Origin of the sequence: Hymenobacter aquaticus, assembly GCF_004765605.1 — a bacterium.
Lineage (GTDB): Bacteria > Bacteroidota > Bacteroidia > Cytophagales > Hymenobacteraceae > Hymenobacter > Hymenobacter aquaticus.
The window spans coordinates 209,395-232,989 of the sequence record NZ_SRLC01000001.1 but is presented as its reverse complement, the minus strand read 5'-3'; the positions used below and the strand labels follow the sequence as shown (position 1 = coordinate 232,989).

Below are 23,595 nucleotides of genomic sequence, written 5' to 3'. Positions count from 1 at the left end.
GAAGTAATCAGAATCTTTTCTTTTTTCACGTATCGGCAATATATAAAATATTAACCCAATAGTTATAAACCATATTTTCTGATTATCGTACTACCGCCCAGACACAAAAAAGCCTGCTACTCACCGTAGCAGGCTTTTTTTAGTGGATTCACGCGGGCGAAAAATAGGGCGGCCTAGTTTTTCACAACCTTTTGCACGACCCGGCTGGCACCTTCGCCTACGTACACCAGGTAGGTACCGGGCTGCAAGCCCTGCACGTCCAGTTGCTCGCCCTGCCCGATGCGGCGGCTGATGCACGCCCGGCCCGACAAGTCCGTAATCTGCACCAGCGTGGTAGCCGCCGGGGTTTGGGGCAACTGCACCGTGAGCAACCGCTGCACGGGATTCGGGTACAGCAGCGCTTCCTGGGCGGGCCGCACCGTTACGACCGGTGAGTACGCCGCCGTGCCATCCTGGTCGACCTGCCGCAGGCGGTAGTACGACAACCGGGTGGAAGGCTGCTGGTCGAGGGCGGTGTAGTGCTGGGTGCGGGTGCTCTGCCCCTGCGCAGCCACCTGGGCCACCACGGCGAACTTTTTGCCGTCGTCGCTGCGCTCAACCTGGAAATGCGCGCTGTTGTGCTCCGAAGCCGTGGTCCAGCGAATGGCCACGCTGCCTTGCTGCCGCTCGGCCGTAAAGGCGGTGAGCTTGACGGGCAACACCACCGGCGAACCGGGAGCAAAGCTCAGGCCGCGGAAAGCTTGGTTGGTACCCGCCAGGGCCAGGGAAGTAAGCGTAGTAGTGCTGGGGGCCGTGTTGTAAGCTACGTCGTCGAGCACGGTGTACAGGTTACCGGCGCTGGTAGCAAACAGGCGGATACCTGCCGCCGTGCGCGAGCCGGCCAGGCCCCGCAGAGCCCCACCTCCGGAAATGGTAGAGCCATTCTGCACCCAACTGCTGCCCACCAGGGAGTATTTACGAATTCCGGCGTTGCCGTCGGCCACGTATACCACATCGGGGCCGGCTACGGCATCGGTCAGGTCAAAGAACACGTAGCCGTAGGCATCCCCGGCCGTTAGGCCAGCTACCAGCGTGGTAGCGTGCCCGGCATCGGTTGGCACTCCCGTACCCACGGTGTTGATGCCCACGTTGCTACCGGAGCCGGTGCTCACGAACAGCTGATCGAAGTAAATGGCCGCCACGCGGGTATTGGTCGGGGTGGTGCTGAGCTGGGTAGAAGTGCCGCTGCTGCCGAAGGCCACGTAGCGGGTGCCGCCCGAAGCCAGGTTAGCCGTGCTGCCCCCGCCGTTGCCCGCCGTCCAGAAGCCGGTGCCATCGGTGGTAACTGCCGAGCGAATGTCGCCACCCAGGTAGCCGTCGGTCATGCGGGTGCTGGTGTTGATGCTCCCGTTAGCCGTAATTAGGCCCACAACCCGCTCGACGCCGCTGGCCGTAGCCACGCTGGCCGTCCCGGGGGCCGCGTTGTAGCCCGCCAAAGTGAGGAACTGCCGGTTAGGCGACAAAGTCACCAGCCCATTGGTGCTCGAGGTGCCGTTGGCCGTCAGGGCGAAGTTGCTGCCGGCGGGGGCGGTGGGCACGGCAATGCTGCGCACCAGCGTTCCGGCGGGCGTGTACTCGTCGATAAAGATGGGAGTGGCGGCCGAGGTCAGCGCCGCGCTGCCATCCCCCACCCGCACCAGGGCCAGGTTACCCGGCGTAAACGGCGTGGAGGCGGCCGGCTCACTGGCGTTGCCCGTTACCGCTACCGGTGCCGACAGCGCTCCACTTTCATTGCTGATCGTGGCAGTGGTAGTCCCGGCCGTGGCCGGCGCGGAAAACCGCACCCGCACCGTCTGGCTGAGGCTGCCGCTGGCCGAGGCCGTCAGCGAAGCGGTGCTTACGTAGCTGGCGCCCCCGTTCAGGGAGAAGTCGACGGCGGGGTTGTTGCTGCTGAGGGCCACCGGCGCGTTGGCCGGCAGGTTGCTGCCTTCCAGCAGGTACTCCTGGGTGCCAGTTTGGTTGGTGGTAGCATTTATCGTCAGCGCGTTGGGCGTGGCCGTGAGCGTGGCTACCGGGGCGGCCACCGTAATGGTTACGGCGCTGCTGGCAACGGAGCCGCAGGCGGCAAACGTGGATACGACCGTGACGTAGTACGTGTCGGGCGTGGCGAAGCTGGGCGTGTAGCTCAGGCCGGTAGCACCCGAAATTGCGGTAGGCGTAGTGTTCGACGGCGTGGTGTAGAACCACTGCCGCGACACGGCCGCCGGCGTTTCGGTAGCCACCAGTGGGGTGCCGTTGGCGTTGGGCAACAAGGTCTGGGGCGCGTTGGGGGCCACCGTAACCGTCGGCGAATTTACCAGGGTAATAGCGGCCGAAGCCGCGCCGTTGCGGGCCGGGTCGTTGGCTACCACTCGCAGCTTGTAGCCCGTGCCGCTGGCCGTACCCGCCGGAATCGTGACGCTGACAGTTATCGGCGTCGCCGTACCGGGGTTATCCGTTACCGTCCCGACCACTACCGGCGAGGCAAAAGAGCCGGCGGCGTTGGACAGCTGTACCGAGAAATCGTTGGTGGCGGCAAAGGTACCCGAGGGGACGAAGTCAACCGGGAAAGTCGCCGCGGTGGTCGTGCAGAAACTCGTGCCGGCAAAGGTGGGCGCGGCAATGGTGGTGGCGGTTCCCGTGAAATCAGTGATGGTAATGTCATCAATGTTGAGGCGGGGGTTGTTGCCCACCGAGCCGCCCACGTGCCGCACCCGCAGGCGGATTGCCCCGGGCACGTTCACGGCAAACTGCGTCGCCGTCAGCGTGCTGGTGGCCGCAATGACGTCGCTGGTAAAAGCATCGTAGGTAACGCCGTCGTCGGTCGAAATATCAATGGCGTACGACGACGGGCTGTCGGTGCCGAAAGAGGCGGCAGTGATGGTAACCAGGCCGGCGCCATTGGCCTTATTGAAGTTCATGTAAATACTTCCCCCGCGCAAGCGGGCCGACTTGGTACCGTTCTTCTTGTCGTTGGACAGGTTGCCAACTACCGCCTCATCGAACGTCCAGCTGCCGTTGGCCGTCGTTACCGTGCCAATCGGGTAGCTGCTTTTGGTGGGGGTCGTCACCTCAAAATCCTCGAACAGCCCCGCAAACGGGGCCAACGTGGTAAACGTTTGGTCGGGGCCGTACGTGGTGCCAAATTCGCTGGTAGCGTAGGCCGCCACGTAGTACGTGGTGCTGCCGCTGAGGGCCGTCAGGTTGCTGGTGAACGAGCCGGTAGTACCAGTGGCCGTGACCTGTGCCACGCCGCTGCCCCCGATGCGGGGGTTGGCCGTGGTAGCATATACAACACCCCGCCCGCTGATGGTAGCGTTGTTGCTCGTCACGGAGCCTCCCGAGGTAGCCGTGGTGGCCGTAACGTTCGAAGCCGCCGTCGTTGTTACCGTGGGCGCGGCGGTTACGGTGAACGTACCCGGGGCCTGGTAGGTAGTCGTCCCGTCAGAGAGGACCACGATGCCCGCTCCGAGGGGAGTACCGCTGGCTACGGTGGCCGTCACTTGCGTGGCCGTGGCCGTAACGCCGGTAGCCGCCACGCCCCCGAACGTAACCCCGGTAATGGTGCTCAGACCCGTGCCGGCAATGGCTACCGCCGTTCCAACCGGCCCGAAGGTAGGATTGAGGCCCGTAACAGTCGGCGGAGCCGGCGCAGTCGTTACGGTCAGCTTTACCGGGGCAGCCTGCAGATTGAGCGGCGCGTCTTCGGCCACCACGTACACATCGTAGGTCGTACCGCCAGTCAGGCCCGTTACGGCAGTGGTAGCCGCCGTGTTAGCCGTGGGGTTAGCCACGGAACCCTTCACCGCCGCAGCCGTGCCGCTGGCGTTCTGCCCGGCCTTTACCTGCGCCGATGAAGGTGCGCTGGCTCCACTGGCCAGTACCACGTAGTATGTGGTGCCCACCTCGTCCAGCGTCGACGACAGCGTGAAGCCCGTTACCGTTACGCCCGTAGCTGTTGGGGAACCCGAAGCAAACACCGGCGGCGTGGTATCTGCCGTGGCCAGGGTTGTCACGTCGAGCTTGATAGGTGCGCCCTGAATGTTGGGCGTAGGCGTGAGGTTATCCTCGGCTATAAAGTATACGTCGTAGCTGGTCCCGGCGCTGAGGCCGGTTACGCCGCGGCTGCCTTCCGTGGCGGCGGCGGTGCTGATGGTACCACTGGCTACGGGTGCCCCGCCCCCGCTGCTTTGCCCGGCCTTGATTTCCGCTACCGTTGGTACTGCGGCATTATCGGCCACCACCACAAAGTAGGTTTTGCCGGCCTCGTTGAGCTTGGTCAGGGCCGTGAAACCCGATGCGGTAATGGCGCTGAGCGTCGGGTAACCATTCAGGAAAGCGGGTGGCGTAGCGTCGGTGCCCTTAAGCTCCACGTCATCTAGCCGCATGGTGCCGGCCGTTTTACGAAAGCGGATTTTCAGGTCATTAATCTGCGCCGCGGCCGGCAACGATACTCCCGTAATCAGGTACCAGCCCGCCCCGGCCGTACTGGCCGGCAACCCCGAAACCGTGAGAGGCTGATAGGCAGTGCCGTCCCAATACTCAACCACCAAGGTTCCGAAGGTCGTATTGGCCGCTGATTCCTTTCTGACGGCAAAGCCCAGACTCAGACCCGTGAAGCCGGCGGCATCAATTCCCTCAATAGCGAAGCCCCGCTCGCCGCTCGCGGTGAAGAAAACGTTGGCGAATCCGCTGGCCCCCGTGTACCCAGCTGAGGGGGATGAAATGCGAATGTCGGCGGGGTTGGCGGCCCCACCATCGGTCATGGTATAACCGTCGTTGTCGAACCCGTTATTGGTTTCGTGTGCGCTGATAGCAGTGTTGCTGCTTACCGTGCCCATTGTTTCCCGGAACACGGTGCTCTGCCCTTTCCCGGCTAACGGCAGCAGAATCAGCAAAAACAAAAAAGACCATACCGCAGAGCGGAATGGCCGAAATAGAGTACTTGTTGTTGGCATGCAGAAAGAAACTAAGGTCCAGCCTACATCAGGAGCAATGTAGCTCTTAAAGATATACGTTTAGCTTTATAATATACCGTAGCATCCTTGTTATGTAATAGTTACCCGTCGGGTGATAACACAAAAAAAGGCCTCCCGTTACCTGGGAGGCCTTTTTTATCAAGTGAGGGCTATACTTAGTTTTTCACCAGCTTCCGGCTCACTTTCGCGGCGCCTTCACCAATGATAACAATGTACGTACCGGCTTTCAGGTTCTGCGTGTTCAGCTCACCCTGGCTGCCCAGGCGGGTCTGCAGCACTTCCCGGCCCGTCAGGTCGGTGATGCGCACCAGCAGGCCTTCCGTCGAGCCGTTCGGCACTGCCACGTTTACCAGTTCAGCACCCTGCGTGGGGTTCGGATACACCGTCACGTCGGTCATAGCGGCCTTCACGACCACTACTTTCGAGTACGATACGGCACCGTCCGTGTCGATCTGCTTCAGGCGGTAGTACGACACACCAGCCAGGGGCTTCGTGTCAACCGCGTCGTAGTTGGTGCGGGTCGTCGAGCTGCCAGCACCTTCTTTGAACAGAATCGTCTTGAAGTTCTTGGCGTCTGCGCTGCGCTCTACTTCGAAACCACGGTTGTTGGTTTCGCTGGCAGTAGCCCAGTTCAGAGCCACCGTGTTGTCGCCGCGCAGTTTGGCCGTGAATGCCACCAGCTCCACGGGCAGCGGGTTCTGGGGCTCGTTGTTTGGCACGCGGTAGTTCTCAGCGTTCAGTACACCGTCGTTGTTGAATTCGAAGGCGAAGAAGTAGTAGGTCAGGTTCGGATCCAGGTTGCTCACCGTGAAGTTGTCGGAAGCGGCGCTGAACACTACGTACGTGTTGCTGGAAGCCTCGATGGCCGTGCCGCTACCAAACTGGAAGGAGCCGTTCACCGTGGTACCGGGGTTGAAGTTCTGCTTGTCGCGGGGGAACAGGCTCGTGGGCAGCTGCTTGTAAGTGCTGGTGGCAATTACCAAGCGGTTCTGGCCGTAGCTGGTACCAGCGGGCGGGTTCGACAGGTTAAAGGTAATCGTGGCCGAGCCGCCGTTGCGGACGATAGTAGCCGTCGACTGTACCGTGGGCTCCGTGGCAATGCCAAAGCCCGTCGTCCGGCCGAAGCCGCTGGTCAGAGCGAAGAAGTTACCATTGAAGAAGCTGGCGTTGCTGAACTGCAGTTCCTGAGCAGCATTACCTACGCGGGTTGGGGCGTAGCGCACCAGCAGGTTGCGGGTAAAGTTGCCTTCGCTGTCGGGCGTGATAGTAGCCGTTTTCACGTACGTAGTACCGTTGTCCAGCGAGAACTCGAACTGAGGAATCTGGGTGGGGTTACGCGTTGGGTCGTTAGCATCCGGAGGGAAACGCAACGTTACGTCGCCAGCCAGCAGGAAGCCGTCCAGACGAACCGTCGTGGGGTTCGACTGCGTGCCTTTCACGATGTTGTCGGGGAATGCACCAATGGCGCGGTCCAGACGAATCGTTGGCTCACTGATACCAGTTACCGACACGTCGAAGTCAGGAGCCGGAGCGCTGGAGTTACGAATGTTGGCGCTTACCGTCACGGCGTTTACACCGGGCACGAAACGTACGTAGATCGGACGCTGGGTCACGTTGCCCTGAGCGTCAGGAGCAAACGACAGCTGCGAAACGAAGTTGATGTTGTCGGCCGATACCTGGAAGTAGGAAGCATTCGGACCGATGGGCTGCACGATCAGCGGATCAATCAGGTTAGTACCAGCCAGCAGATACGACTGCGAAACCGACTGCGTGGTAGGACGCGTTACGAAGGTAAACTCGTTACCGTTCGGGTTCGAAACCGAGATGTCCGAAATGGCGCCGCTGGTGTTCGTACCAGTTACCGTCACCACCGAGGTAACGCCGGTCGAGGTGACATCGATACGCTCGTTGAAGTTGCCCTGGGCTACCAGAGATACCAGACGCACTTCAATGATTTGCGAGGCCACCGTACCGTTGATGGGATTGAGGGTCAGGGGAGCCGACGAGAACGTGCCACCGGCCGAAGCATTCCGGATCTGGATGTTGCTGATGCTAGGCGTCAGCACAATGGCTGATTGCAGGTCCGTGCCGCTAACTTCGAAGGTCCGCGTGCTGGTACCACCGCTGCTGGTGATGGTGCCGAAGTTGATAGCACCGGGGTCAAGCGTAATAACGGGGTTACCCGAGCTGGGCGTGCCCTCACCAGTCACGCGCACCAGTTGCGTAGCGGCGTTGGTAGAAGCCACCGTAATGTCGCTGGCGTAAGGCTGAGCTACCGTGGGGTAGAAACGTACATCAACCGTGGTAGCAGCCAGAGCGCCGTTGGTTGGCGTCAGGGTAATAGCGCTGGTCGAGAAAGAGTTGGCACCCGTGCGAATCCGGAAACCGGCTGGGGGCGTGATGGTAACCGGACCCTGCAGGTCTTGGCCGCTCACCGTAAACGAGCGGACAGCCGCGCTGGCAGTACCCACCGTTACCTGACCGAAGTCCTGCAACGGGCTGGGCGTGGCCGTCAGAACGGGAGTCGGCAGTACGCCGGTACCCGATACGCCTACGTTAACGGTCGTGGCACCGGGGCTTGCTACCGTTACGTTGCTTACGTAGCCCTGAGCCGCGGTTGGCACAAAGCGGATGTTTACCGTCGTTGGGCTCACCGAGCCGCTAACCGGCGTCAAAGTCAGGGAAGAGGCATAAGCACCGGCACCAACGCTTACTTCAAAGCCGGCAGGCGCCGTAACCGTGATGGGGCCCGTCAGCGACGTACCGGATACAACCGTGGTCTGAGGGGCCGAAGCCGTATTCACTACCTGATTGCCAAAGCTGCGGGAAGTAGGATCAGCACTAACCGTGGGCGTGCCGGCAATACCAGTGCCGTTGAGGGTATACTGGAAGAAATCCGAGCTTTCGTCCGAAGAGAAGGACAGGGTCCGGCCGTTGGCAGCACCTACTGCGGTGGGGCGAAACCGGGCATATACCGTCGTCGAGATGTCACCGTTGGCATCGGGCTGCAGTTCAATGGCAGTACCGCTGAAGGTGATGTTGTCACGGCTGATTTCGTAGCGCGTGCCGCCGCCGATGCCACCCAGGGCAACAACGATGGGCATCGTGATACGTGAGCCAACGACGGTATACGACTTGGCGGGCGACGTAGAGCCAACTGCGACTGACCCAAAGTTCTGGGGATTGGCAGGATCAGATGGCGTTACAGTAAACGTCTGGGCGCGGCCCACAAAAGGCAAGGCCAGTAACAGGAGGAGCAAAAACCGCAGATGCGGTTTCTGTGCCCACCGTACGGCACTCATGTAAGGGTTTTTCATAGTATGTTCAGGTAAAGGTTACGAAAGGAAGGAAAGGGAAAAAGCTACTTGGAAGGCTATGCCTCAAACTCAACGTCATTACGGGTAAACCTGGAAAATAGATTACTAAATTTCACAGGTTGCATGGTATTTTTTTGTGATTAAAGAGGACCAGGACTGCTCCCAAAGTCGCGCACTCTGCTCATATTTCATGCCAAATACATCATCTATCAACTTTATCATAGACCTGGCAGAACCTAGGGCGCTGTATTCAAATTTAACTTTATAGTTAAATTATAGTATTCCGGTATATATGCATTTATCGTGATATACCGTCCTACGCTGCAAAGTTGCATGATTTTATCCATATCATTTATATTAATAATTAGCAAACGGGATGCTTCTGGCAAGCACTGGAAAGCGGGGGATTTGGTTTTTCTTTTTGGCGCCTAGCATCCAGTGCGAGGCCGCGTACATACAAAGTCAACCCTAAACTGGTTCACTTCCCGAAGCAGATTCCAGCGCGGCAACGAGTAGTCGCCTGGATTGCAGGCTTATACCGTTGAGTAATTCGGATTGTTTCTTTGCTGACAACAAAAAAGTCCTGCCGGGATGAAGTGCTACGACACTCCAACCCGGCAGGACTCTGAATTTAACGCGGGACTACTCCGCTATTTCCAATCCGGCATAGTTGCGTTTTGAAATAGCCGCGTACGGTTACGCCCATCTATATCCATCATCCATACTTCCGGAGCCGATTGATTGTCATTATTAGTATTGACAAAAATTACTTTGGACCCATCGGGCGAGAATCTTGGAAATAAGTCGTTGGTACCCGCTGGCTTACCGGTATTGGTGGTCGAGCCAAGCGGACCGACCGACAGGTCAACAACGCCGCTGCCATCGGGGCGCTGCATAATGATATGCGCATTGAGCTGGCGGCCGTTGGCATTCTCGTAGCCGTCCACATCCCGGCTATACAAAATCATGCTTCCATTGATGCTATAGGAGGGCGAATCCATCCGCCCCGGCAGATTGCCAAGTATCTGCGTCAGCCCCGTGCCATCGGCATTCATCGTGTAAAACTCGGAGTCATATACGTTGGCCCCGACCGTCTGCACCAGGATCTTGTTGTTCTGGGCATTCCAGTCGCACTCCCGAAAATGGCGGCCGTTGGGAGCGGTAGCCAGCTGCACCAAGCCGGTACCGTCCCTGTTGATGCGCCACAGCTTGTCGTAGCTGGCATAGATTAGTTGCGACCCATCGGGCGACCAGTGATACCCGATACCGAAGTTGCTGTATCCCTCCACGGGTACCATGTCGGGCGTAATCTGCCGCTGGTCGGACCCGTCACGGTTCATGGTGTAGAGCTGGTAGCGCCCCGTGGCGTTGGAGCAATAGGCTATGCGGCTGCGCAAGGGGCTCAGTTGGGGAGCTGTTTCCACGAAGGCCGAGGTCGTCAGGCGCAACACGTTAGCCCCCGCGTTGTCGGAGGAATAGATGTCAGTGTTGCTGTCCAGCGTGCGGACGTACAGAAACCGATTGTCGGGCAGTGGGCCGGTTTGGAAGCTCCACACGTCGCCCCGCACCGTTTCGCCCGCCTTGTCGCGCACGGTTACCTGCCAGAAGTAGGTCGTATTATATTTCAGGTCGGTTACGGTTACGGTCGTATCACGCGCACTGGAGAGCAGTTGGCGCCGGTCGGTGGAGTTGCTTTCGAACAATACCACGTCGGACCGTAGGGAGTCGCCTTTGTCGGGGTCGGAAACGCGCCAGCGCAACGTAACCCGCGAAGCCTGGCCGGTAGCCCGGTCCGCGGGGCTGGGGCTGAACGGTGCGTTGGGCCGCCGGTTCGAGCCGCTGGCCTTTTCCAACGGCACCCGTACCACGGTATTTACTCCTTCATCGACCTGCACGCTCACGTTTTCGGTCTTGTAGTCCGTTTTGCGGACGGAAATAGCATACTTGCCCACCAACAGGTTGGGCAGCACGAACCGGCCGTCGGCATCGGTGGTAAAGGAAGAGGTGGCCGGATTCGTCGTAACCACAGCATTGACCAGCGGGGCGTTGTTGTTACTGGCGTCGAGCACCTGCCCTTCCAGGGAGCCGTAGCGGGCCGGCTCCACGGTTTCGTTTTCGCAGGCCAGCAGGGCTTGCCCCAGAGCTATAACTAACAACAGGCGGAATCCGGTGCGCAGGGAACGGTACATACGAAGTAGAGCGGGAAGGAAAAAGGTGGGGCGGCAAGCAGGTCTGAATCAGGGACGGGAAACGGGCTGGTGTACCAGGGAGTCGGCGGCCACGACACTCCCCTGCTGGTCCAGCACCCGCAGCCGCACGCGGTAGAAATCAGCCGGGCTTACGTTGATGGTGGTCTGGGAAAGCGTCGTTGTTTGCTGGGGCGCCAGCGTCACGTTGCCCGACTGAGCGTTGCGCGAGGTGCCGGCGGGGCCTTTCTTCTCGGTTAGCAGCTCGTAACGCAACGCCAGCGGCTGCGGGCCGACGTTCAGGCAGCGGCCAACCAGCGTGAGCATATTCCCGGCGACGCGCGCCTCCAAACGGACCTGACAGCCACCATCCGCCCTCGGCACCGACGCATTGAAAGTGGCAGCACCCAGCAAAGGCACAGCGACAAAAAAACCCAGTGCTTTCATATCTATTTGCAAGTCAATTACTTAATTGTCATCATCTTTTCACTTAAGCCACTAAAAAGCCTCCGGCTGCACAAAGTCAACCGGAGGCTTTCCGTTTCCTGTCGTCAAGGCATCGTGGCCACCCGCCCCTGTTCGATAACGATGCGGATGCCGTTGCCCTTCATCGTCACCTCGTAGCCGGGGGCCGTAGTGCCGCTTTCCCGTTGCAGCAACGTATTGTTGGTGCCCATCTGCTCCACCGTGTAGCGCCGGTCATCCACCGAAAGGCGTTGCTCGACCCGGTTGCCATTGCCACGCTGCACGATATCCGATTCGGTGTTGGAGCCCGTTATTTCACTCAGGGCCACGTTGTTGGCCCCGACCTGCGAAACGGAGGTGCGGTTTTGGGCCCCGGCCTGCAGAATGTAGGCCACGTTGCTGGCCCCGTTTTGGGTTATCAGGGCGGTGTTGCCCTGCCCTACCCCCAGCATGCGCTGATCGATGCTGCTTTGGTTTAGCGTTCCGTTCTGCAGCAAGGAAGCCTTGTTGGTGGCGCTGCTTGGCTCGACGATGCTCCCCGCATCCTGCTGAATCAGTTGCTGACCAACACTTATATCGTCGGCATTCTGGCCCGACTGAGCCTGCCCCGGACGGCTGCTCAGCCCGAGTATAACCAGTAAGCCTAAAGCTAGAACTGTTCTCATCGGAGGTAAAGTAAAGAAGGTGAAGAGAAGCTAGATAAGGATAAAACTTACTCGGCCTTGCCTGAATACCTTTCAAAGCCTTATAAAAATAACTTTATTTTTTAGAATTAAAATACAAATAGAGAATAATTTTTCCGTGAAACGGCAAAAAGCATCTTCCGGGCTTGGCTCGGAAAGATGCTTTTTGGGTCATTCATAGCTTATAGCACTATGAAGCAGCTGCTTACGGGTGGTTTTGCTTTACAACACTGGTGTTACCGTTGCCAATCTGCGAGACGTCGCTGGTGTTGGCACTGGCCCCCTGCCACGTATCAGCTTGGTTGCCTACCCCCGTCTGGATCTGGCGGGCGTAGTGGCCATCACCGTCCTGGTCGATGTAGGCGCGGTTGCCGACGCCCCCGATGCTGTTGCCCTGGGTTTGCACCGCAATGTTCAGGTTGCCTTCCTGCTCGATGGTTGCCCGCTGGTTGTCGCCGTTCTGGGTCTGGGTAGCTTTGTTACCGTCGCCCAGCTGGTCGATGGCGGCCACACTGCGGAAGCTGCCGTCGAAGTTGCCGCCCTGGGTTTGGGTGGCTTCGTTCAGACCGCCATTCTGGATGGCCGTGGCCCGGTTTTCAACCCCGCGCTGCTCCTGGGAGCTCTTGTTGTAGCTGCCCGTCTGCTCGATAACCGCCTTGTTATCGTTCGTGCCGTAGCCCGAGGTAGCATCGCGCTGCACCTGCCGGGCCTGGTTGAAGTCGCCGCCTTTCTGGGTAACGGTGGCTTCGTTGCGGCTACCATCGCGCTGCTCCTGATACGAGAGGCTGCTTCCGCCCAGCTGAGTAGCCGTAGCCTTGTTGCGCTGCCCGATCTGCAGCTGCGTGGCTTCGTTGCCATCATCATTGGCTACTCCGTCGCCCTGCGTGATAGTGCCTTCGTTGCGCGAGCCGTACTGCGACTGGCTGGCTTTGTTGTTGTTGCCGCGCTGCGAGGCAGTGGCCGTGTTCAGCGTGTTGCCGTAGCCGGTGGCGGCGTCCTGGGTTTGGGTCAGCTGGTTGCCATTGCCATTCTGAGTGCCCGTGGCCGTGCTGAAGCTGCCCGACTGCGTGACAGTGCCCGTGTTGCTGCCACCGGTCTGCGACAAGGACTGGATGTTGTTCTGGGCGTGGGCTACGCCGGCTACCAACAGCGAGGCAGCGAGTAAAGAGAGATTTTTCATGGAAAAAAAAGATTGGAATAAGAGGGAAATAAGTTGGGTAATCCGAGTGAGCAGCCTGGTCGCGCAGCCCCTCCAAAGGCATAGCAAGCCCATAATTCTCCTTGAAACAGAGAAGGCAGGAAAGCACTGTTAGAGGTGGATGCCGCGAATCAGGCAGCGGGGCCAGTTGCCGGAGCGAAGGTCCGGTACGACCAAAGGGTATTGACGGATTCGGAACCCGTAACCGGGACGACCGTGCCAGCAGGGAAGCCGGATTACTCCCTTCCCAGCCGCTTTCGGCGTGGGAGTCTCTGCGCAATCTTTAACTACTGCGTAAGATTGCTAACGGAGAGGTACTTCTGCTGACGCACAGGCAGCGAATCCGACAAGTGGAAGAGCTTTATATTACCTGGGATAAGCAGGCCTATAAAGCCAATTAAGCGTAGTAAGTATGAGCGACAGAAGCTATTAGCTGCTGTCAGTGGCGGCCAGTGCCGCCGTGGGGCTGTTCTGTTTCATAGTGGGTTTTGTGAAATGGTTGGAAAGGAAGCGGTATTTTGTAATTAAACCACTAAAAACTATTCCCTCCGGAGGAATAACACAAATATATATTAAAAAAGGTAAAATACAAGCACAACAATAATTATAGTTAAAATATTTATTGTAATAGTTATAATATGTTAAGTAATGAGCCGATATCCTTGCTTATCGCCTAACAGACTGGTATAAATATTCCGAATCTATTAAGGAATAACCCGTTTGGCTGTACCTGCGGAGCGGGCTCCAAAGTAGAATACTGCCCCAACTCGGGCTGACCAGTAGGAGTCGTTGTATTTTCCTAGCTTTATATGGTCCAGTCGGTCCGTCATATAGTAGTGACTGTCAAGCCCTACGCTGATGCCAAACCGGTCGGTGGGCAGAAATTCCATTCCCAGTCCCGTGGTAATATGGCCCAGCACCGCCCGAAGGTCAGTGGAAGGGTCGCGGGAGGTGATGCCGGCGCCCGCCAGCAGGTACGGCGTGAACCGGTCGTGCGGAAACAGGCGGTACTGGCCGCATAGCTCGGCATAGTTGAAGGTTTCGCGGTAAAATTCGCCGGCGCCCAGCTCAAACCGGCCCAGATTGATGGCCGCCGAAAACTTACTGGCGGGCGTCGGCGCGTAGCGAAGCGTAAACTCGCCGCCGGCCCGCAGCCGCGCGTTGCTGAAGTCGCCGTTGTAGCGGGCCGTGGCGGCGCTCAGCCCGACGCCGAAGGTGCCCCGACGGTCGTGCTGCTCGCGGCCCAGGACGTCGATGTTCTGGTTTTCCCGCTTTTCCTGCTGGTAGGCCAGCATCCCGGGGCCGTGGCGGTCGGCTTCGTTCTGGGGCGTCCAGAGTTGCTCCTGAATTCCTTCGTACACCAGGGCCTCCACTGCTTTTTCAATGGCCTCCTTCACGGCCATTTCGGTGGGCTCGTTGTAGGTAAAGCCCGTTTCCGTTTCCAGCAGCCGCTTGAAGTCGACGAAGCGGAACAGACTGGCATCGACCTGTTGCGACAGAATCGTTTTGGACGTGTACACCGTTTTGAGGATTTCGCCGGTGCTGGTACTGATGGCCCGCAGGTAGACCGTGACCCGGTCCTGGCGGTACTGGCCCGAGGCCCCGGCCCCGAAATAGCGCAGCCCCGCCCCGCCGGTTATCACGTTGGCATCATAGGAAATAATGCCGCCTTCCAGAATAATGCCGGCGAACAGCAGGGAGGGCAGCATCGGCTGGCGCTGGCCGGTCTGCTCCTGGTATTCGGCCCGGCTGGAGCGGATGATTTTGCGCTCATTGAGCAGGTTACCCAGGTTTTCGCGCTCAATGGGGTTAAACCAGCGCGACTCTTCCAGGGCCCGCAGCAGAATGCTGGTGCCGCCCTGGGTAATGGCGGTGGAAAAGCTGGAGCCGTTCTGGCTGGGCTTGTACTGGCCGGTCTGGTCCCGAAACTTATAAACGGCCGCGACAATCCGCTCCCGGGGCTGGGGCAGGCCGCGCAGCTCCCGGTTGCCGCGGACATCGGCCCCCAGCCGGGCCTTTTCGCCGGTAAACGGCTGATGAAAGTAAGGGGCGCAGGCCGCTACCCCGCCCACTGCCAGAAAGCCCAGCAGCAAGCGACGACATAGAGCGAGGATCATGGGTGGGACGGGAAAGGGATTAGAAATAGGGAATCGTGACGGTGGTCTGATTGCCCGTATTAGTGTCGGTTATCTGCACCGAAAAGCCCCCGTTGGTCGGCACCACGTTGATGTTGTAGGCCCCTACCGAGTAGCTGCCTTCCTGCAGGCCTTTGGTTTGGTTGCCCAGCTGGTTGCCGATCAGGCGCTGGGCCAGCTGCCCCAGAATCTGCTGGTTCAGGTTTTGCTCGAACTGCTTGAGCGGGTCTTGCTGAAACGGGTTGCTCAGGGAAGACGTGGCCGGGTCAGCAATGGTGTTCTGGGCCTGAGCCGAACTCAGCAGCCAGGAGTAGTTAAACGTGTTGCCCCCGCCGAAAGAAGGATTTTTGGGTTCGTAGACAAAGTCCTGGGCGGCGGCCAGCTGGGCGCCGCACACCCCAAAACCCAGTAGAAATCCGCGTAGTAGTACTGGTTTCATAGCTGCCTATAGTAAGGAGTGAGACGCTATCAGAATACTTCCCGGGGCTGGCGGCCGCCTTGCAGCTCCAGGTGCTTGCTGTCGTTGCGCGACTGGACCAGAAAGTTGGTGGCTACCTCGAAGGCATACTGGGCGGTTTCTTCGATGACTTCCGCTTTGGGCTGCAGCGGCAGCTCCAGCAGCTCATTTTCATTTACCTCCACCGATACCAGCGTGCTGGTGCCCCGGGCGGGCTTTTCGTGAATGATAATGGTGTAGTCGCCTACTTCCGCGGGTGCTTCCCACATGCCGTAGAAGGCATCGTAGAAATCGTGGCCTACCTTGGTAATCGTCTGGTCCATTACCAAACCTTCGATTTCGGTGGGCCGAAACCGGCGGCGCTGGTTAGCCACCTGGCTGCTGTCGCGGGCGGTGGCTTTGAGCAGAAGCTGAAGGGCTTCTTCCAGTTTCTTGGCGGGCAAGGGCGCCGTTTCCCGTTCCTTTTCCGGTTTCGGGGCCGCCGGGTTTGGTTGCTGCTGGGCTATACTGTTGCCGGCGAGCAATAGCAACCCAAGCCAGCAGCCCAGCCCCATCATCCAGGGGCGCCACCACAACACCATCAACGTATGCGGCGTGGGAGCAGCCGGTGCTACAGTTTCTACATTCTTCGGGGTTACGTCACGGGTATCCATAGGTACGTAGCTTTCCTGAGCGGTAAAAAAGAGAGAATCAAACCAAAGCAAATGGCCGATGAGAGTAGCCGCTATCTATTTTGCTGAATAAACTTAATTATTTAAAAGAATAATACAAGCACTTCAGACATGTTTTTGTAAAATATTTTATTCAAATGTTTATATAATACTGAAATAGGGAAGGTAAGAGCCTCACAGAAAGAACGTAACTGCAATGCTTATCCAACATTCAACAACCTGATAAAAGCAACTTATTCCACGAAAGAACACAGCTAAAAACGAACAAGCTCCTCCGGACAGCACACGGCTGCCCGGAGGAGCTTGTTGGGGGAGTGCCGCTGCGAATCAGCTCAGCAGGTGGGGCACGAACTCCGAGAGGTTGGTGATAATGCCGGCTTCGCGGCGGAAGCTGATAGCGCAGGCCTCACCGGCCCAGAACACGCCCGCCTGGTAACGCCGGTTTTGCGCATCGCGGGGCAGCTCCACCCAGCGCTGGCGCACCTGGGGCTGGTGGGTAAAGTCGCCGGGCTGCTCGTGCAGGAGGCGGCTGCCGTCCAGCTCCACCACGTTCTGGCCTTCGCGCCCCAGCAGGGGCTTGCGCACGTGGCGGCCCGGCAAATCCTGCAGGGAAGCTTCCAGCAGCAGCGGATGCTGCGGATACACCTGCCACAGCCAGGCCAGCAGCCCCTTGCTCTGAAACAGCAGCGTGTAGGCCGGATTGGCAACGATAACATCGCGGCTGAGCAGCAGCTGGCTGAGGTCGGCCGTGAGGGCCGGCTCTTCCTCGGCCAGAATTTCCCAGGGCACCAGCTTGAACACGAAGCCAAACCGCACCCACTCGCCGGGAGCTGCCTCGGCCCACACGCCCCGCTCCTCGCCCACCACTGATACCTGCATGGCATCGACGGGGCACAGGTACACGCGGCTGAACCCCGCGGCCCGGGCCGCTTCGGCCACCACGCCGCAGTTGGCTTCATCCTCGGCACTGTCGGGCAAATACACCAGCAGCAGGGAGCTGTCCAGGTCCTCATTTAGCCCGAGCCAGTGGCTGAGTTGGGCTTCCAGCCCTTCGAATAACCCATTGGCCTGCCGGTCTTCCTCGCCCTGCTGGGCGGCTATCAGGCTGGCCCACTGCACCACGGCCGTTTCCGGCAGGCTGGTAGCCGTGTCGGCATTGAACTCAATAAGCTTAGGCCCCTCGGGCGTGCTGGCCAAATCGAAGCGGCCGTAGAGGTGCCAGTGCCGGTCGTCGTGCCAGGAGTGGCGCACGGCGGCCCACAGGCCGGGCGGAATGGCCAGCAGCTGCAGCAGGTCATCGGGCACGGCATCGGGAATAGCCCGCACCAGCATGTCGTACAAGGTGTCGGCGGCGCTGAGCAGGGCGTCGGCCTCGGCCTCGGGCAGCAGCACGGCTTCCTGGGCCACGTAGTTTTCACAGGCTTCTTCCACGGCCCACTCCCACCCCAGGGCGCGCACGGCCGGACCGACGTTGCCCGCCAGGGGCAACAGTTGAATCGGGTTCATCATGGCAGTAGTGTACATGGATGCCTAGCCGCCAAAGCCGCGGGAGCTACTCCGGCTGCCGAAGCCGCTGCTGCGCCCGAAGCGGGGGCCGCTGCTGCGCACCTGGGAGCGAAATACCGACGTGCTGGGCCGAATGCCCGACGCCGTGCGCCGCCCCGCCGTGCCGCTGAAGCCCCGCCCGAAAAAGCCCCGACCCCGCTCCCGCTCACCTTGCACGCGCTGCCGCCAGGGAGAGTTCTGCTGCACCAGGCCCGGATTGGCGTAGTAGCCCGGATTGGGCGTCAGGAAGCGGCCGGCCATGTAGCCGATGCCGCTCCACATCAGCACGTCCATCATGCTGGTACCGCCCACCCGGTTTTCGGGGTACTGCCGGCTGTAGTCCTGCATCTGGCGTTGCAGGGCGGCTCCCTGCAGGGTATCGATCTTGCCATCGTAGTGGCGCATAATGGCGGCTACTTCCTCCTTGCCGGCCGGCCGCTCGGCCGTGATTTTCCATTGGCCGGGCGACGTTTCGGTCATTTCCGTCACGACGCCCTCCGAGTAGCTACCTTCGTTGCCGCTGCCCCATTCCTGCTGCGCGGCTTCCGTATCGGAGCCGGAGTCGGAGGAGCAGGCGGGCAGCAGCGCTAGGCCCAGACTGGCCGCGGCGGCGACGAGCAGCGTGTTGCGGCGCCAGTCGCCCAAGGGGTAATACGTTTTTTTCATAGCGGGTCGGTCGGAATGGTGAAGCCGGCAGCGGCGCGGCGGGCGGCAATATAAAGTCTTCGGGCTGATTTTGCGGGTTGCACCCCGGCGGGGCGGCGTAAGGCGGGGATGTCGACTCAGGCGTGTACTGCTACAATTCCCGCTACCGACGGAACTTCATACCCGGATAATTTATATAACATATAATTATATTACCAACATGTTGCAGCTTGAGTAAACCTCAGTCCGCGTGTGCGTCACCAACAAGCCCCTTCAGATGCCTTTGCTACACTATATCGACTTACCGGGCCCCAACCGACCAATCGTTGTCCTGCACTGTATTCTGGGCTCGGCGGATGAATGGGAGGCGCTTGCCCGCCGCTGGGCCCGCGAGCTGCACCACCGGGTTATCCTGGTGGATTTACGTAACCACGGCCGCTCGTTTCATGCTCCCGACCATACTATCCGGGCAATGGCGGTGGATATTTTGCGGCTCCTTGATGCGCTTGGCTTACCGGATGAAGTAGTGCTGCTCGGCCATAGCATGGGCGCAAAAGTGGCCATGCGCCTGGCCCTGAGCTACCCGGCCCGGGTGGCCAGCCTCATTTGCCTGGATATGTCACCCGGCCCCGATGACCTGACGTACGTTGACCACCTGCTTGCCGTGTTACGCCGTCTGGAAGCAGATGGCTTGCCCGGGCCCACCCAGACGGAGGCCCTGCTGGCGGCCGAGGAAATTCCGCCGGCCATCCGGCACTACGTGTTGCAGAATCTGGCGGGCCCGGCCGCAGGCCCGTGGTACTGGCGCGTAAACCTGGCGGCCATAGCCGCCGCCACCCAAGACTTAGCGGCCGCCCTGACGGCCCCCAGTCGATGCAACAAGCCCGCTTCTTTCGTGCGGGCCGCTACTTCCGGCTACGTCACCGACTACGACCTGGAGTTTACTGTTCCTGCTCTGTTTGCCGGCGCACAGGTAACAACTATTGCCGACGCAGGACACTTTTTGCACCTGGACAAGCCGGATGCCATTTTTGCAGCGGTTGCCACCCATTTAGCAATGCATGCCTAGCTGCCGGTAGCCGCATCCAGGTGTTGCAGCAGCTGGTGCACGTTATGAGAGCCTACTTTCAGCCGAATATTCTGCCGGTGCTTTTGCACGGTAGTAGGACTGATGAACAGCTTTTCACCAATTTCCTTGCTTGTCAAGCCTTCCAGAAGCAGCCCCATGATTTCCTGCTCCCGCGTGCTCAGCGGCTCCGGCAACGACTCTACCTGCTGCCGACGCACGAAAGCGGCAAAGTCGGGGCGGTTCATATGAAACCGGACGTCGTTGGTGGATTTATGAGCGGTAATATCCGTTAGAATCCCGGCCAGACCCACCACCGCCCCGTTCGTGTCGCGCGCCACGATAATATTCTGCCGCAGCACCCGCACCCAATGGCCCCGCCGGTGCCGCATCCGGTAATCCACCGAAAAAACCAGCCCGGACAGCGGATCATCGAGGCGCTCGGTCACGTACTTGTTGGCCAGAATGGAAGCCTCCGTAACAATGGGCAGATCGTCGGGGTGGATGAGGGCATAGTGGAAGTCGGTCGTAAAATCAGTACTGGGGTAGCCCAACATCCGTTCCACGCCAGCCGACACGAATAGGGTGAGCTTGGCCCGGATGTCGTACACGTAAACTCCTTGGGTATGTAAGATGGCCGACGCCAGCCGCTGCCCTACTTCCATGGCCAACTGCGACGGGGGGGCATCCGGATGATCAAATAAGTCCGGGGTCCAGACGCTGGCCACCGGCGCGTGCAGCCGAAGCTGATAATCTGGCAAATAGGGAATGGCAACTCGTGGCATAGGTATCCCGGAATAAATTGTCGCCCTACTTCCAACCCGCCGTTAAAGTACTATTTATTATTTAAAAAATACTCAATAATGAGTATTGAAACTACGCCCGCATTTTCCGGACTTTGAAAGCATATCCAGGCCATCCTACGGGATAGAATTGCCTCTATTGCCCGCGCCGGCATTGCGGATAAAATACAATCAGCAACTGCTAAATATAATTTCTCGCCATTTTTCTTCCTAAGCTCAACTACGCGGAACGACCAGCAGGAACCACCCAGTAAGCATCCATATCAAGTACAGCTTAAAAAATATGCGGAAGCCGAAAAGCAGTCAGAGTAGGCAAAACCACTAGAGCAAAAAAACATGAAAGCATTCTTGTTTCTCGCTGCATTCATTCTTTTTCCTTTGGCAAAAAGCAATGCGCAGACTGCCGCGTATTTATGTTCTCAAACCGGAGCGTACGGCTATTGCTACGGTAACAGCAATGTAAATGGGTGCGCCTACAATATGTGCGTGAAATACGGAGGAACATCCCCGTACTCTGTTTTCTCGACGAGCTCCAAAGGATATGGCGCGCTGGTCGTGGGCACGGGCAGCAACGGAGTGCGGGTTATCGGCGCTTCCGGAGGGTATTCCTCCGGTGCCGATGCCGTGAACCGGGCTAAAAACGAATGCATCAGCCGGGGCGGACAAAACATTTACGTGGCCGATACCTGGAACGACCAGAATTAGATTAGACAGGCAGTTACAGATCCTGGTCACCACCCTCGCAACGCCTTGCTGTTATGAAAGCCACTACCCTCCTGCTACTACTCAGTAGCCTCCCTGGCGTGGTCAGCTGCCAGTCTGACGCGGCTCCGGAAGACCTCATCACGCCCAAAAGCGCCTCTTTGGCCGATAAGGTAATCGGCACCTACGCGGGCTCGGGCCGGCGCTGGTACCGCGACTATTCCTCCACCTGTTGGTGGGACCTGAATGCTAAAACCGGGGCCTGCTCTATTGCCGTTACGAAAGTCAATGACTCTACCGTCAACGTCACTGTTCTGGCGGCCAATAATTCCTTCGAGCCTTTTTATGGCAAAGACATAAAATTAAAGCTTAGAAAAGGCACCCAGGAAATTAACGGGGAACCGATGATAGGAAATGCTGTATGGGGCTTACCCTACGGATATCCCTATCTGGATTTTACGGACAAGAATATTGTGGGCAGGTTTGATTTGAGCTACGGCGGCTGTATCGACAAGACAACACCGAAACCTAATTGGGAGAAATTAGACGGCGTCTCATTCAATGCCATCAGGTAACACAAATGATTCTACCGGACATTTTTTATTTAAACAGATAAATATTTAGCCCAATACTATTACTCCATCTTCAGCTAGTAATTATTGCATGCGCGCTGCACTACTACGCCGCAGTATTTGCTGGCTAGTGGCTTCCGCTGAAAAACACCACTCCTCATCCTTCTTCTTCCTTGCACCATGCAACAGCTTTTTTCTACCCGTCCCTGGTTTCGTACGCTGTTACTGCTGGCATTTCTCAGCGTCCTGACCGGCTGCGTGCCCGACGACGACGACGTCGATGACCCGCAGCCCACGCCCTCGGAAAGCACCGTTACCTTCTGGATGCGCTCCGACCTGGGAAATGGCCGCGTGGTAGTAAGCGTCAACAACCGGCCGATTGGCACCCTTACCCAGTACCATCCCAGCGGCGTTACCTGCGGCCAGGGTGAGGTAACTACCCAGCTGGCGCCGGGCAGCTACAGCTACGTGGCCACCGATGAGGCTGGGGCAACCTGGCGCGGCACGTTTACGCTGGATACTAATACCTGCCTGAAATACGAACTGACGGGCCAGCCCAGCGGCGGCAGCCAGGGCGTAAGCAACCCGATTCCGACCGGCTACACCAGCCAGGGAACCATTACGGTCGACACTCCCCAGCTCCAGATCTGCGTGCGGGACCACGGCCAGATTGACAACGATATTATTGATCTGGTGATTGATGGCACCACCTTTCTCAGTAACTATACCATCAACGGCACCAACCGCTGTTTTACCGTAACCCTACCGCGGGGCACCCACTGGATTGGCGTTATTGCCCGTAGCGAAGGCACTATTCCGCCTTGCACGCCGGGCATTACCATCAAAGACGCTACCCGCTCCCAAGTGTTTGAGCTGCAGTCCTACGTCAGCGGGACACGGGGCGCCTACACGATTCGGGTCCAGATTTAGCCCGGCACTACCCGGCGGCTACTCCCACAGCGGGTAGTGCTCCAGGTGCACTTCCTGGCCGAAGAAAATGCGGGTACTTTCCTCGAAGGAGCGGGTGAAGTCGGAGACGTAGAACTGGTGCCGGGGTGAGGTAGGCTGCGCCAGCGCGGCCAGGCCATTGGCTTCCAGGTAGGCTTTCACGTGGCTGGCTACCACATCGGAGGCGTCAAGCACGGCCACGTCGCCCTTATAATAGGCCTTGATCTGGTCCTGAATCAGGGGGTAGTGGGTGCAGGCCAGCACCAGCGCCTCGATGCCCTCGAGCACGGGCTGGGCCAGGTAAGAGCTGATGATGTTTTCGCTGATGGTGTTGTTGAAGAAGCCTTCCTCTACCATCGGGGCCAGCAGCGGCGTGGCCAACGAGCGGAGCTCCACGCCCGCGTCGAGGTCGTCAATCTTCTTCTTATACACGTTGGAATTGACGGTTTGCTTGGTGCCAATCAGCCCGACGGTGCGCTGGGCGTAGGTTTCACCCACGTGGGCCACGATGGGGTCAATAACGTTCAGCACCCGGGCCTTGGAGCCCACGTACTCGCGCACCAGCTCGTAGGCCGCCGCCGAGGCCGAGTTGCAGGCAATCAGAATGACTTTGCAGTGCTGGCGCAGCAGCAGGTCGCAGATCTTGATGCTGTAGGCCTGAATGGCGGCCGTGGATTTGTCGCCGTAGGGCAGATGGGCCGTGTCGCCGAAATACACGAGCTGCTCGTGGGGCAACACCCGGTTTACGGCCCGGGCCACGGTAAGGCCGCCAATGCCGCTGTCGAACACGCCAATGGGCCGGCGGCTTAGGTCGGAAGGAGAAGAAGGTGCCATACGGGCGAAGGTAAGGGCTTTTTCACGGTGGGCGGGCGGCGGCAAATAAATGCGGGCCGGTACAAATTATGTGGCCAAAATTCTATCTTACGGACAGTACGCACGCCCATTGTCCTAATTATGAGCAAAATACTGGAAGAAATTGACCGGGCCCTGGGCTCCTTCGATTCCAGCCACGGCCGGCCCGTCGCCATTGAGCTGGGGGAACGAAAATACACCCAGCTGGTGCTCGATGTGGCCCACCAGCACAGCGCCGGCGGCGAGCTGACCACCAACACCGGCCGCCCCCTGGCTTACAAAGGCCTGGAAATTCTGCGCGACGACCGGAACGTGGACCGCATCCGGGTGATCTGAGCCACGAATTCCGCCAG

18 protein-coding genes are annotated in these 23,595 nt (G+C 58.9%); 5 read left to right on the top strand and 13 right to left on the bottom strand.

The features are described 5' to 3' along the window. Positions 1-173: 173 nt before the first annotated feature. From E5K00_RS01015 to E5K00_RS00965, 11 genes are all read right to left on the bottom strand, one after another. On the bottom strand, positions 174-4,916 hold the full coding sequence (locus E5K00_RS01015; RefSeq protein WP_167856694.1) for a T9SS type A sorting domain-containing protein: 4,743 nt from the start codon (positions 4,914-4,916) through the stop codon (positions 174-176). Positions 4,917-5,152: 236 nt separating this feature from the next. Further along, positions 5,153-8,101 (bottom strand): T9SS type A sorting domain-containing protein, encoded by a 2,949-nt coding sequence (locus tag E5K00_RS01010; RefSeq protein ID WP_167856693.1) that lies wholly within the window; start codon positions 8,099-8,101, stop codon positions 5,153-5,155. Positions 8,102-8,964: 863 nt separating this feature from the next. After that, positions 8,965-10,503 carry a carboxypeptidase regulatory-like domain-containing protein gene (locus tag E5K00_RS01005; protein ID WP_135460795.1) on the bottom strand — a complete coding sequence of 513 codons (1,539 nt, stop codon included), beginning with the start codon at positions 10,501-10,503 and terminating at the stop codon, positions 8,965-8,967. 48 nt (positions 10,504-10,551) lie between these two features. Next, complete coding sequence (csgH, locus tag E5K00_RS01000; protein ID WP_262710044.1) at positions 10,552-10,947, bottom strand: curli-like amyloid fiber formation chaperone CsgH; 396 nt, start codon at positions 10,945-10,947, stop codon at positions 10,552-10,554. Between the two features lie 104 nt (positions 10,948-11,051). Next, a complete protein-coding gene (locus E5K00_RS00995) occupies positions 11,052-11,630 on the bottom strand; it encodes a hypothetical protein (protein ID WP_135460791.1) in 579 nt (192 codons plus the stop codon). A gap of 223 nt (positions 11,631-11,853) precedes the next feature. Continuing rightward, on the bottom strand, positions 11,854-12,828 hold the full coding sequence (locus E5K00_RS00990; RefSeq protein WP_167856692.1) for a hypothetical protein: 975 nt from the start codon (positions 12,826-12,828) through the stop codon (positions 11,854-11,856). Between the two features lie 722 nt (positions 12,829-13,550). Then, a complete protein-coding gene (locus E5K00_RS00985; protein WP_135460786.1) occupies positions 13,551-14,963 on the bottom strand; it encodes a CsgG/HfaB family protein in 1,413 nt (470 codons plus the stop codon). A 19-nt stretch (positions 14,964-14,982) separates the two neighbouring features. Next, positions 14,983-15,420, bottom strand: coding sequence for a curli production assembly/transport component CsgF (locus tag E5K00_RS00980; RefSeq protein ID WP_135460784.1), 438 nt, complete (start codon positions 15,418-15,420; stop codon positions 14,983-14,985). 29 nt (positions 15,421-15,449) lie between these two features. Beyond that, positions 15,450-15,881 (bottom strand): CsgE family curli-type amyloid fiber assembly protein, encoded by a 432-nt coding sequence (locus E5K00_RS00975; RefSeq protein ID WP_167856691.1) that lies wholly within the window; start codon positions 15,879-15,881, stop codon positions 15,450-15,452. A gap of 555 nt (positions 15,882-16,436) precedes the next feature. Further along, positions 16,437-17,633, bottom strand: coding sequence for a glutathionylspermidine synthase family protein (locus tag E5K00_RS00970; protein ID WP_245328178.1), 1,197 nt, complete (start codon positions 17,631-17,633; stop codon positions 16,437-16,439). A 6-nt stretch (positions 17,634-17,639) separates the two neighbouring features. Beyond that, positions 17,640-18,320 (bottom strand): hypothetical protein, encoded by a 681-nt coding sequence (locus E5K00_RS00965; protein WP_135460780.1) that lies wholly within the window; start codon positions 18,318-18,320, stop codon positions 17,640-17,642. Positions 18,321-18,576: 256 nt separating this feature from the next. On the opposite strand from E5K00_RS00965, the gene E5K00_RS00960 reads away from it, so the two are divergent. Next, positions 18,577-19,368: an alpha/beta fold hydrolase gene (locus tag E5K00_RS00960; RefSeq protein ID WP_135460778.1), complete on the top strand. Its 792-nt coding sequence runs from the start codon at positions 18,577-18,579 to the stop codon at positions 19,366-19,368. Here the strand turns inward: E5K00_RS00960 and E5K00_RS00955 are convergent. Further along, entirely contained in the window at positions 19,365-20,150 is a 786-nt protein-coding gene (locus E5K00_RS00955; protein WP_135460776.1) for a LuxR C-terminal-related transcriptional regulator, read from the bottom strand. The genes E5K00_RS00960 and E5K00_RS00955 overlap by 4 nt on opposite strands. A gap of 354 nt (positions 20,151-20,504) precedes the next feature. Between E5K00_RS00955 and E5K00_RS00950 the strand changes: the two genes are divergently transcribed. From E5K00_RS00950 to E5K00_RS00940, 3 genes are all read left to right on the top strand, one after another. Next, positions 20,505-20,873 carry a hypothetical protein gene (locus E5K00_RS00950; RefSeq protein ID WP_135460774.1) on the top strand — a complete coding sequence of 123 codons (369 nt, stop codon included), beginning with the start codon at positions 20,505-20,507 and terminating at the stop codon, positions 20,871-20,873. A gap of 53 nt (positions 20,874-20,926) precedes the next feature. After that, a complete protein-coding gene (locus tag E5K00_RS00945) occupies positions 20,927-21,445 on the top strand; it encodes a hypothetical protein (protein ID WP_135460772.1) in 519 nt (172 codons plus the stop codon). Positions 21,446-21,622: 177 nt separating this feature from the next. Next, a complete protein-coding gene (locus tag E5K00_RS00940; protein ID WP_135460770.1) occupies positions 21,623-22,372 on the top strand; it encodes a hypothetical protein in 750 nt (249 codons plus the stop codon). An 18-nt stretch (positions 22,373-22,390) separates the two neighbouring features. Here the strand turns inward: E5K00_RS00940 and murI are convergent, their stop codons facing one another. Continuing rightward, positions 22,391-23,224 (bottom strand): glutamate racemase, encoded by an 834-nt coding sequence (gene murI, locus E5K00_RS00935; protein WP_135460768.1) that lies wholly within the window; start codon positions 23,222-23,224, stop codon positions 22,391-22,393. A 120-nt stretch (positions 23,225-23,344) separates the two neighbouring features. Here murI and E5K00_RS00930 point away from each other — a divergent pair, with 120 nt between their 5' ends. Then, a complete protein-coding gene (locus E5K00_RS00930; RefSeq protein WP_135460766.1) occupies positions 23,345-23,578 on the top strand; it encodes a hypothetical protein in 234 nt (77 codons plus the stop codon). Positions 23,579-23,595: the final 17 nt, after the last annotated feature.

What these genes read in the sequence shown, in the direction of transcription:
- E5K00_RS01010 (WP_167856693.1), bottom strand. Translation starts at nt 8,101, where the DNA reads ATGCCCATCGTTGTTGCCCTGGGTGGCATCGGCGGCGGCACGCGCTAC.
- E5K00_RS01005 (WP_135460795.1), bottom strand. Translation starts at nt 10,503, where the DNA reads ATGTACCGTTCCCTGCGCACCGGATTCCGCCTGTTGTTAGTTATAGCT.
- csgH (WP_262710044.1), bottom strand. Translation starts at nt 10,947, where the DNA reads ATGAAAGCACTGGGTTTTTTTGTCGCTGTGCCTTTGCTGGGTGCTGCC.
- E5K00_RS00995 (WP_135460791.1), bottom strand. Translation starts at nt 11,630, where the DNA reads ATGAGAACAGTTCTAGCTTTAGGCTTACTGGTTATACTCGGGCTGAGC.
- E5K00_RS00990 (WP_167856692.1), bottom strand. Translation starts at nt 12,828, where the DNA reads ATGAAAAATCTCTCTTTACTCGCTGCCTCGCTGTTGGTAGCCGGCGTA.
- E5K00_RS00985 (WP_135460786.1), bottom strand. Translation starts at nt 14,963, where the DNA reads ATGATCCTCGCTCTATGTCGTCGCTTGCTGCTGGGCTTTCTGGCAGTG.
- E5K00_RS00980 (WP_135460784.1), bottom strand. Translation starts at nt 15,420, where the DNA reads ATGAAACCAGTACTACTACGCGGATTTCTACTGGGTTTTGGGGTGTGC.
- E5K00_RS00970 (WP_245328178.1), bottom strand. Translation starts at nt 17,633, where the DNA reads ATGTACACTACTGCCATGATGAACCCGATTCAACTGTTGCCCCTGGCG.
- E5K00_RS00965 (WP_135460780.1), bottom strand. Translation starts at nt 18,320, where the DNA reads ATGAAAAAAACGTATTACCCCTTGGGCGACTGGCGCCGCAACACGCTG.
- E5K00_RS00960 (WP_135460778.1), top strand. Translation starts at nt 18,577, where the DNA reads ATGCCTTTGCTACACTATATCGACTTACCGGGCCCCAACCGACCAATC.
- E5K00_RS00955 (WP_135460776.1), bottom strand. Translation starts at nt 20,150, where the DNA reads ATGCCACGAGTTGCCATTCCCTATTTGCCAGATTATCAGCTTCGGCTG.
- E5K00_RS00950 (WP_135460774.1), top strand. Translation starts at nt 20,505, where the DNA reads ATGAAAGCATTCTTGTTTCTCGCTGCATTCATTCTTTTTCCTTTGGCA.
- E5K00_RS00945 (WP_135460772.1), top strand. Translation starts at nt 20,927, where the DNA reads ATGAAAGCCACTACCCTCCTGCTACTACTCAGTAGCCTCCCTGGCGTG.
- E5K00_RS00940 (WP_135460770.1), top strand. Translation starts at nt 21,623, where the DNA reads ATGCAACAGCTTTTTTCTACCCGTCCCTGGTTTCGTACGCTGTTACTG.
- murI (WP_135460768.1), bottom strand. Translation starts at nt 23,224, where the DNA reads ATGGCACCTTCTTCTCCTTCCGACCTAAGCCGCCGGCCCATTGGCGTG.
- E5K00_RS00930 (WP_135460766.1), top strand. Translation starts at nt 23,345, where the DNA reads ATGAGCAAAATACTGGAAGAAATTGACCGGGCCCTGGGCTCCTTCGAT.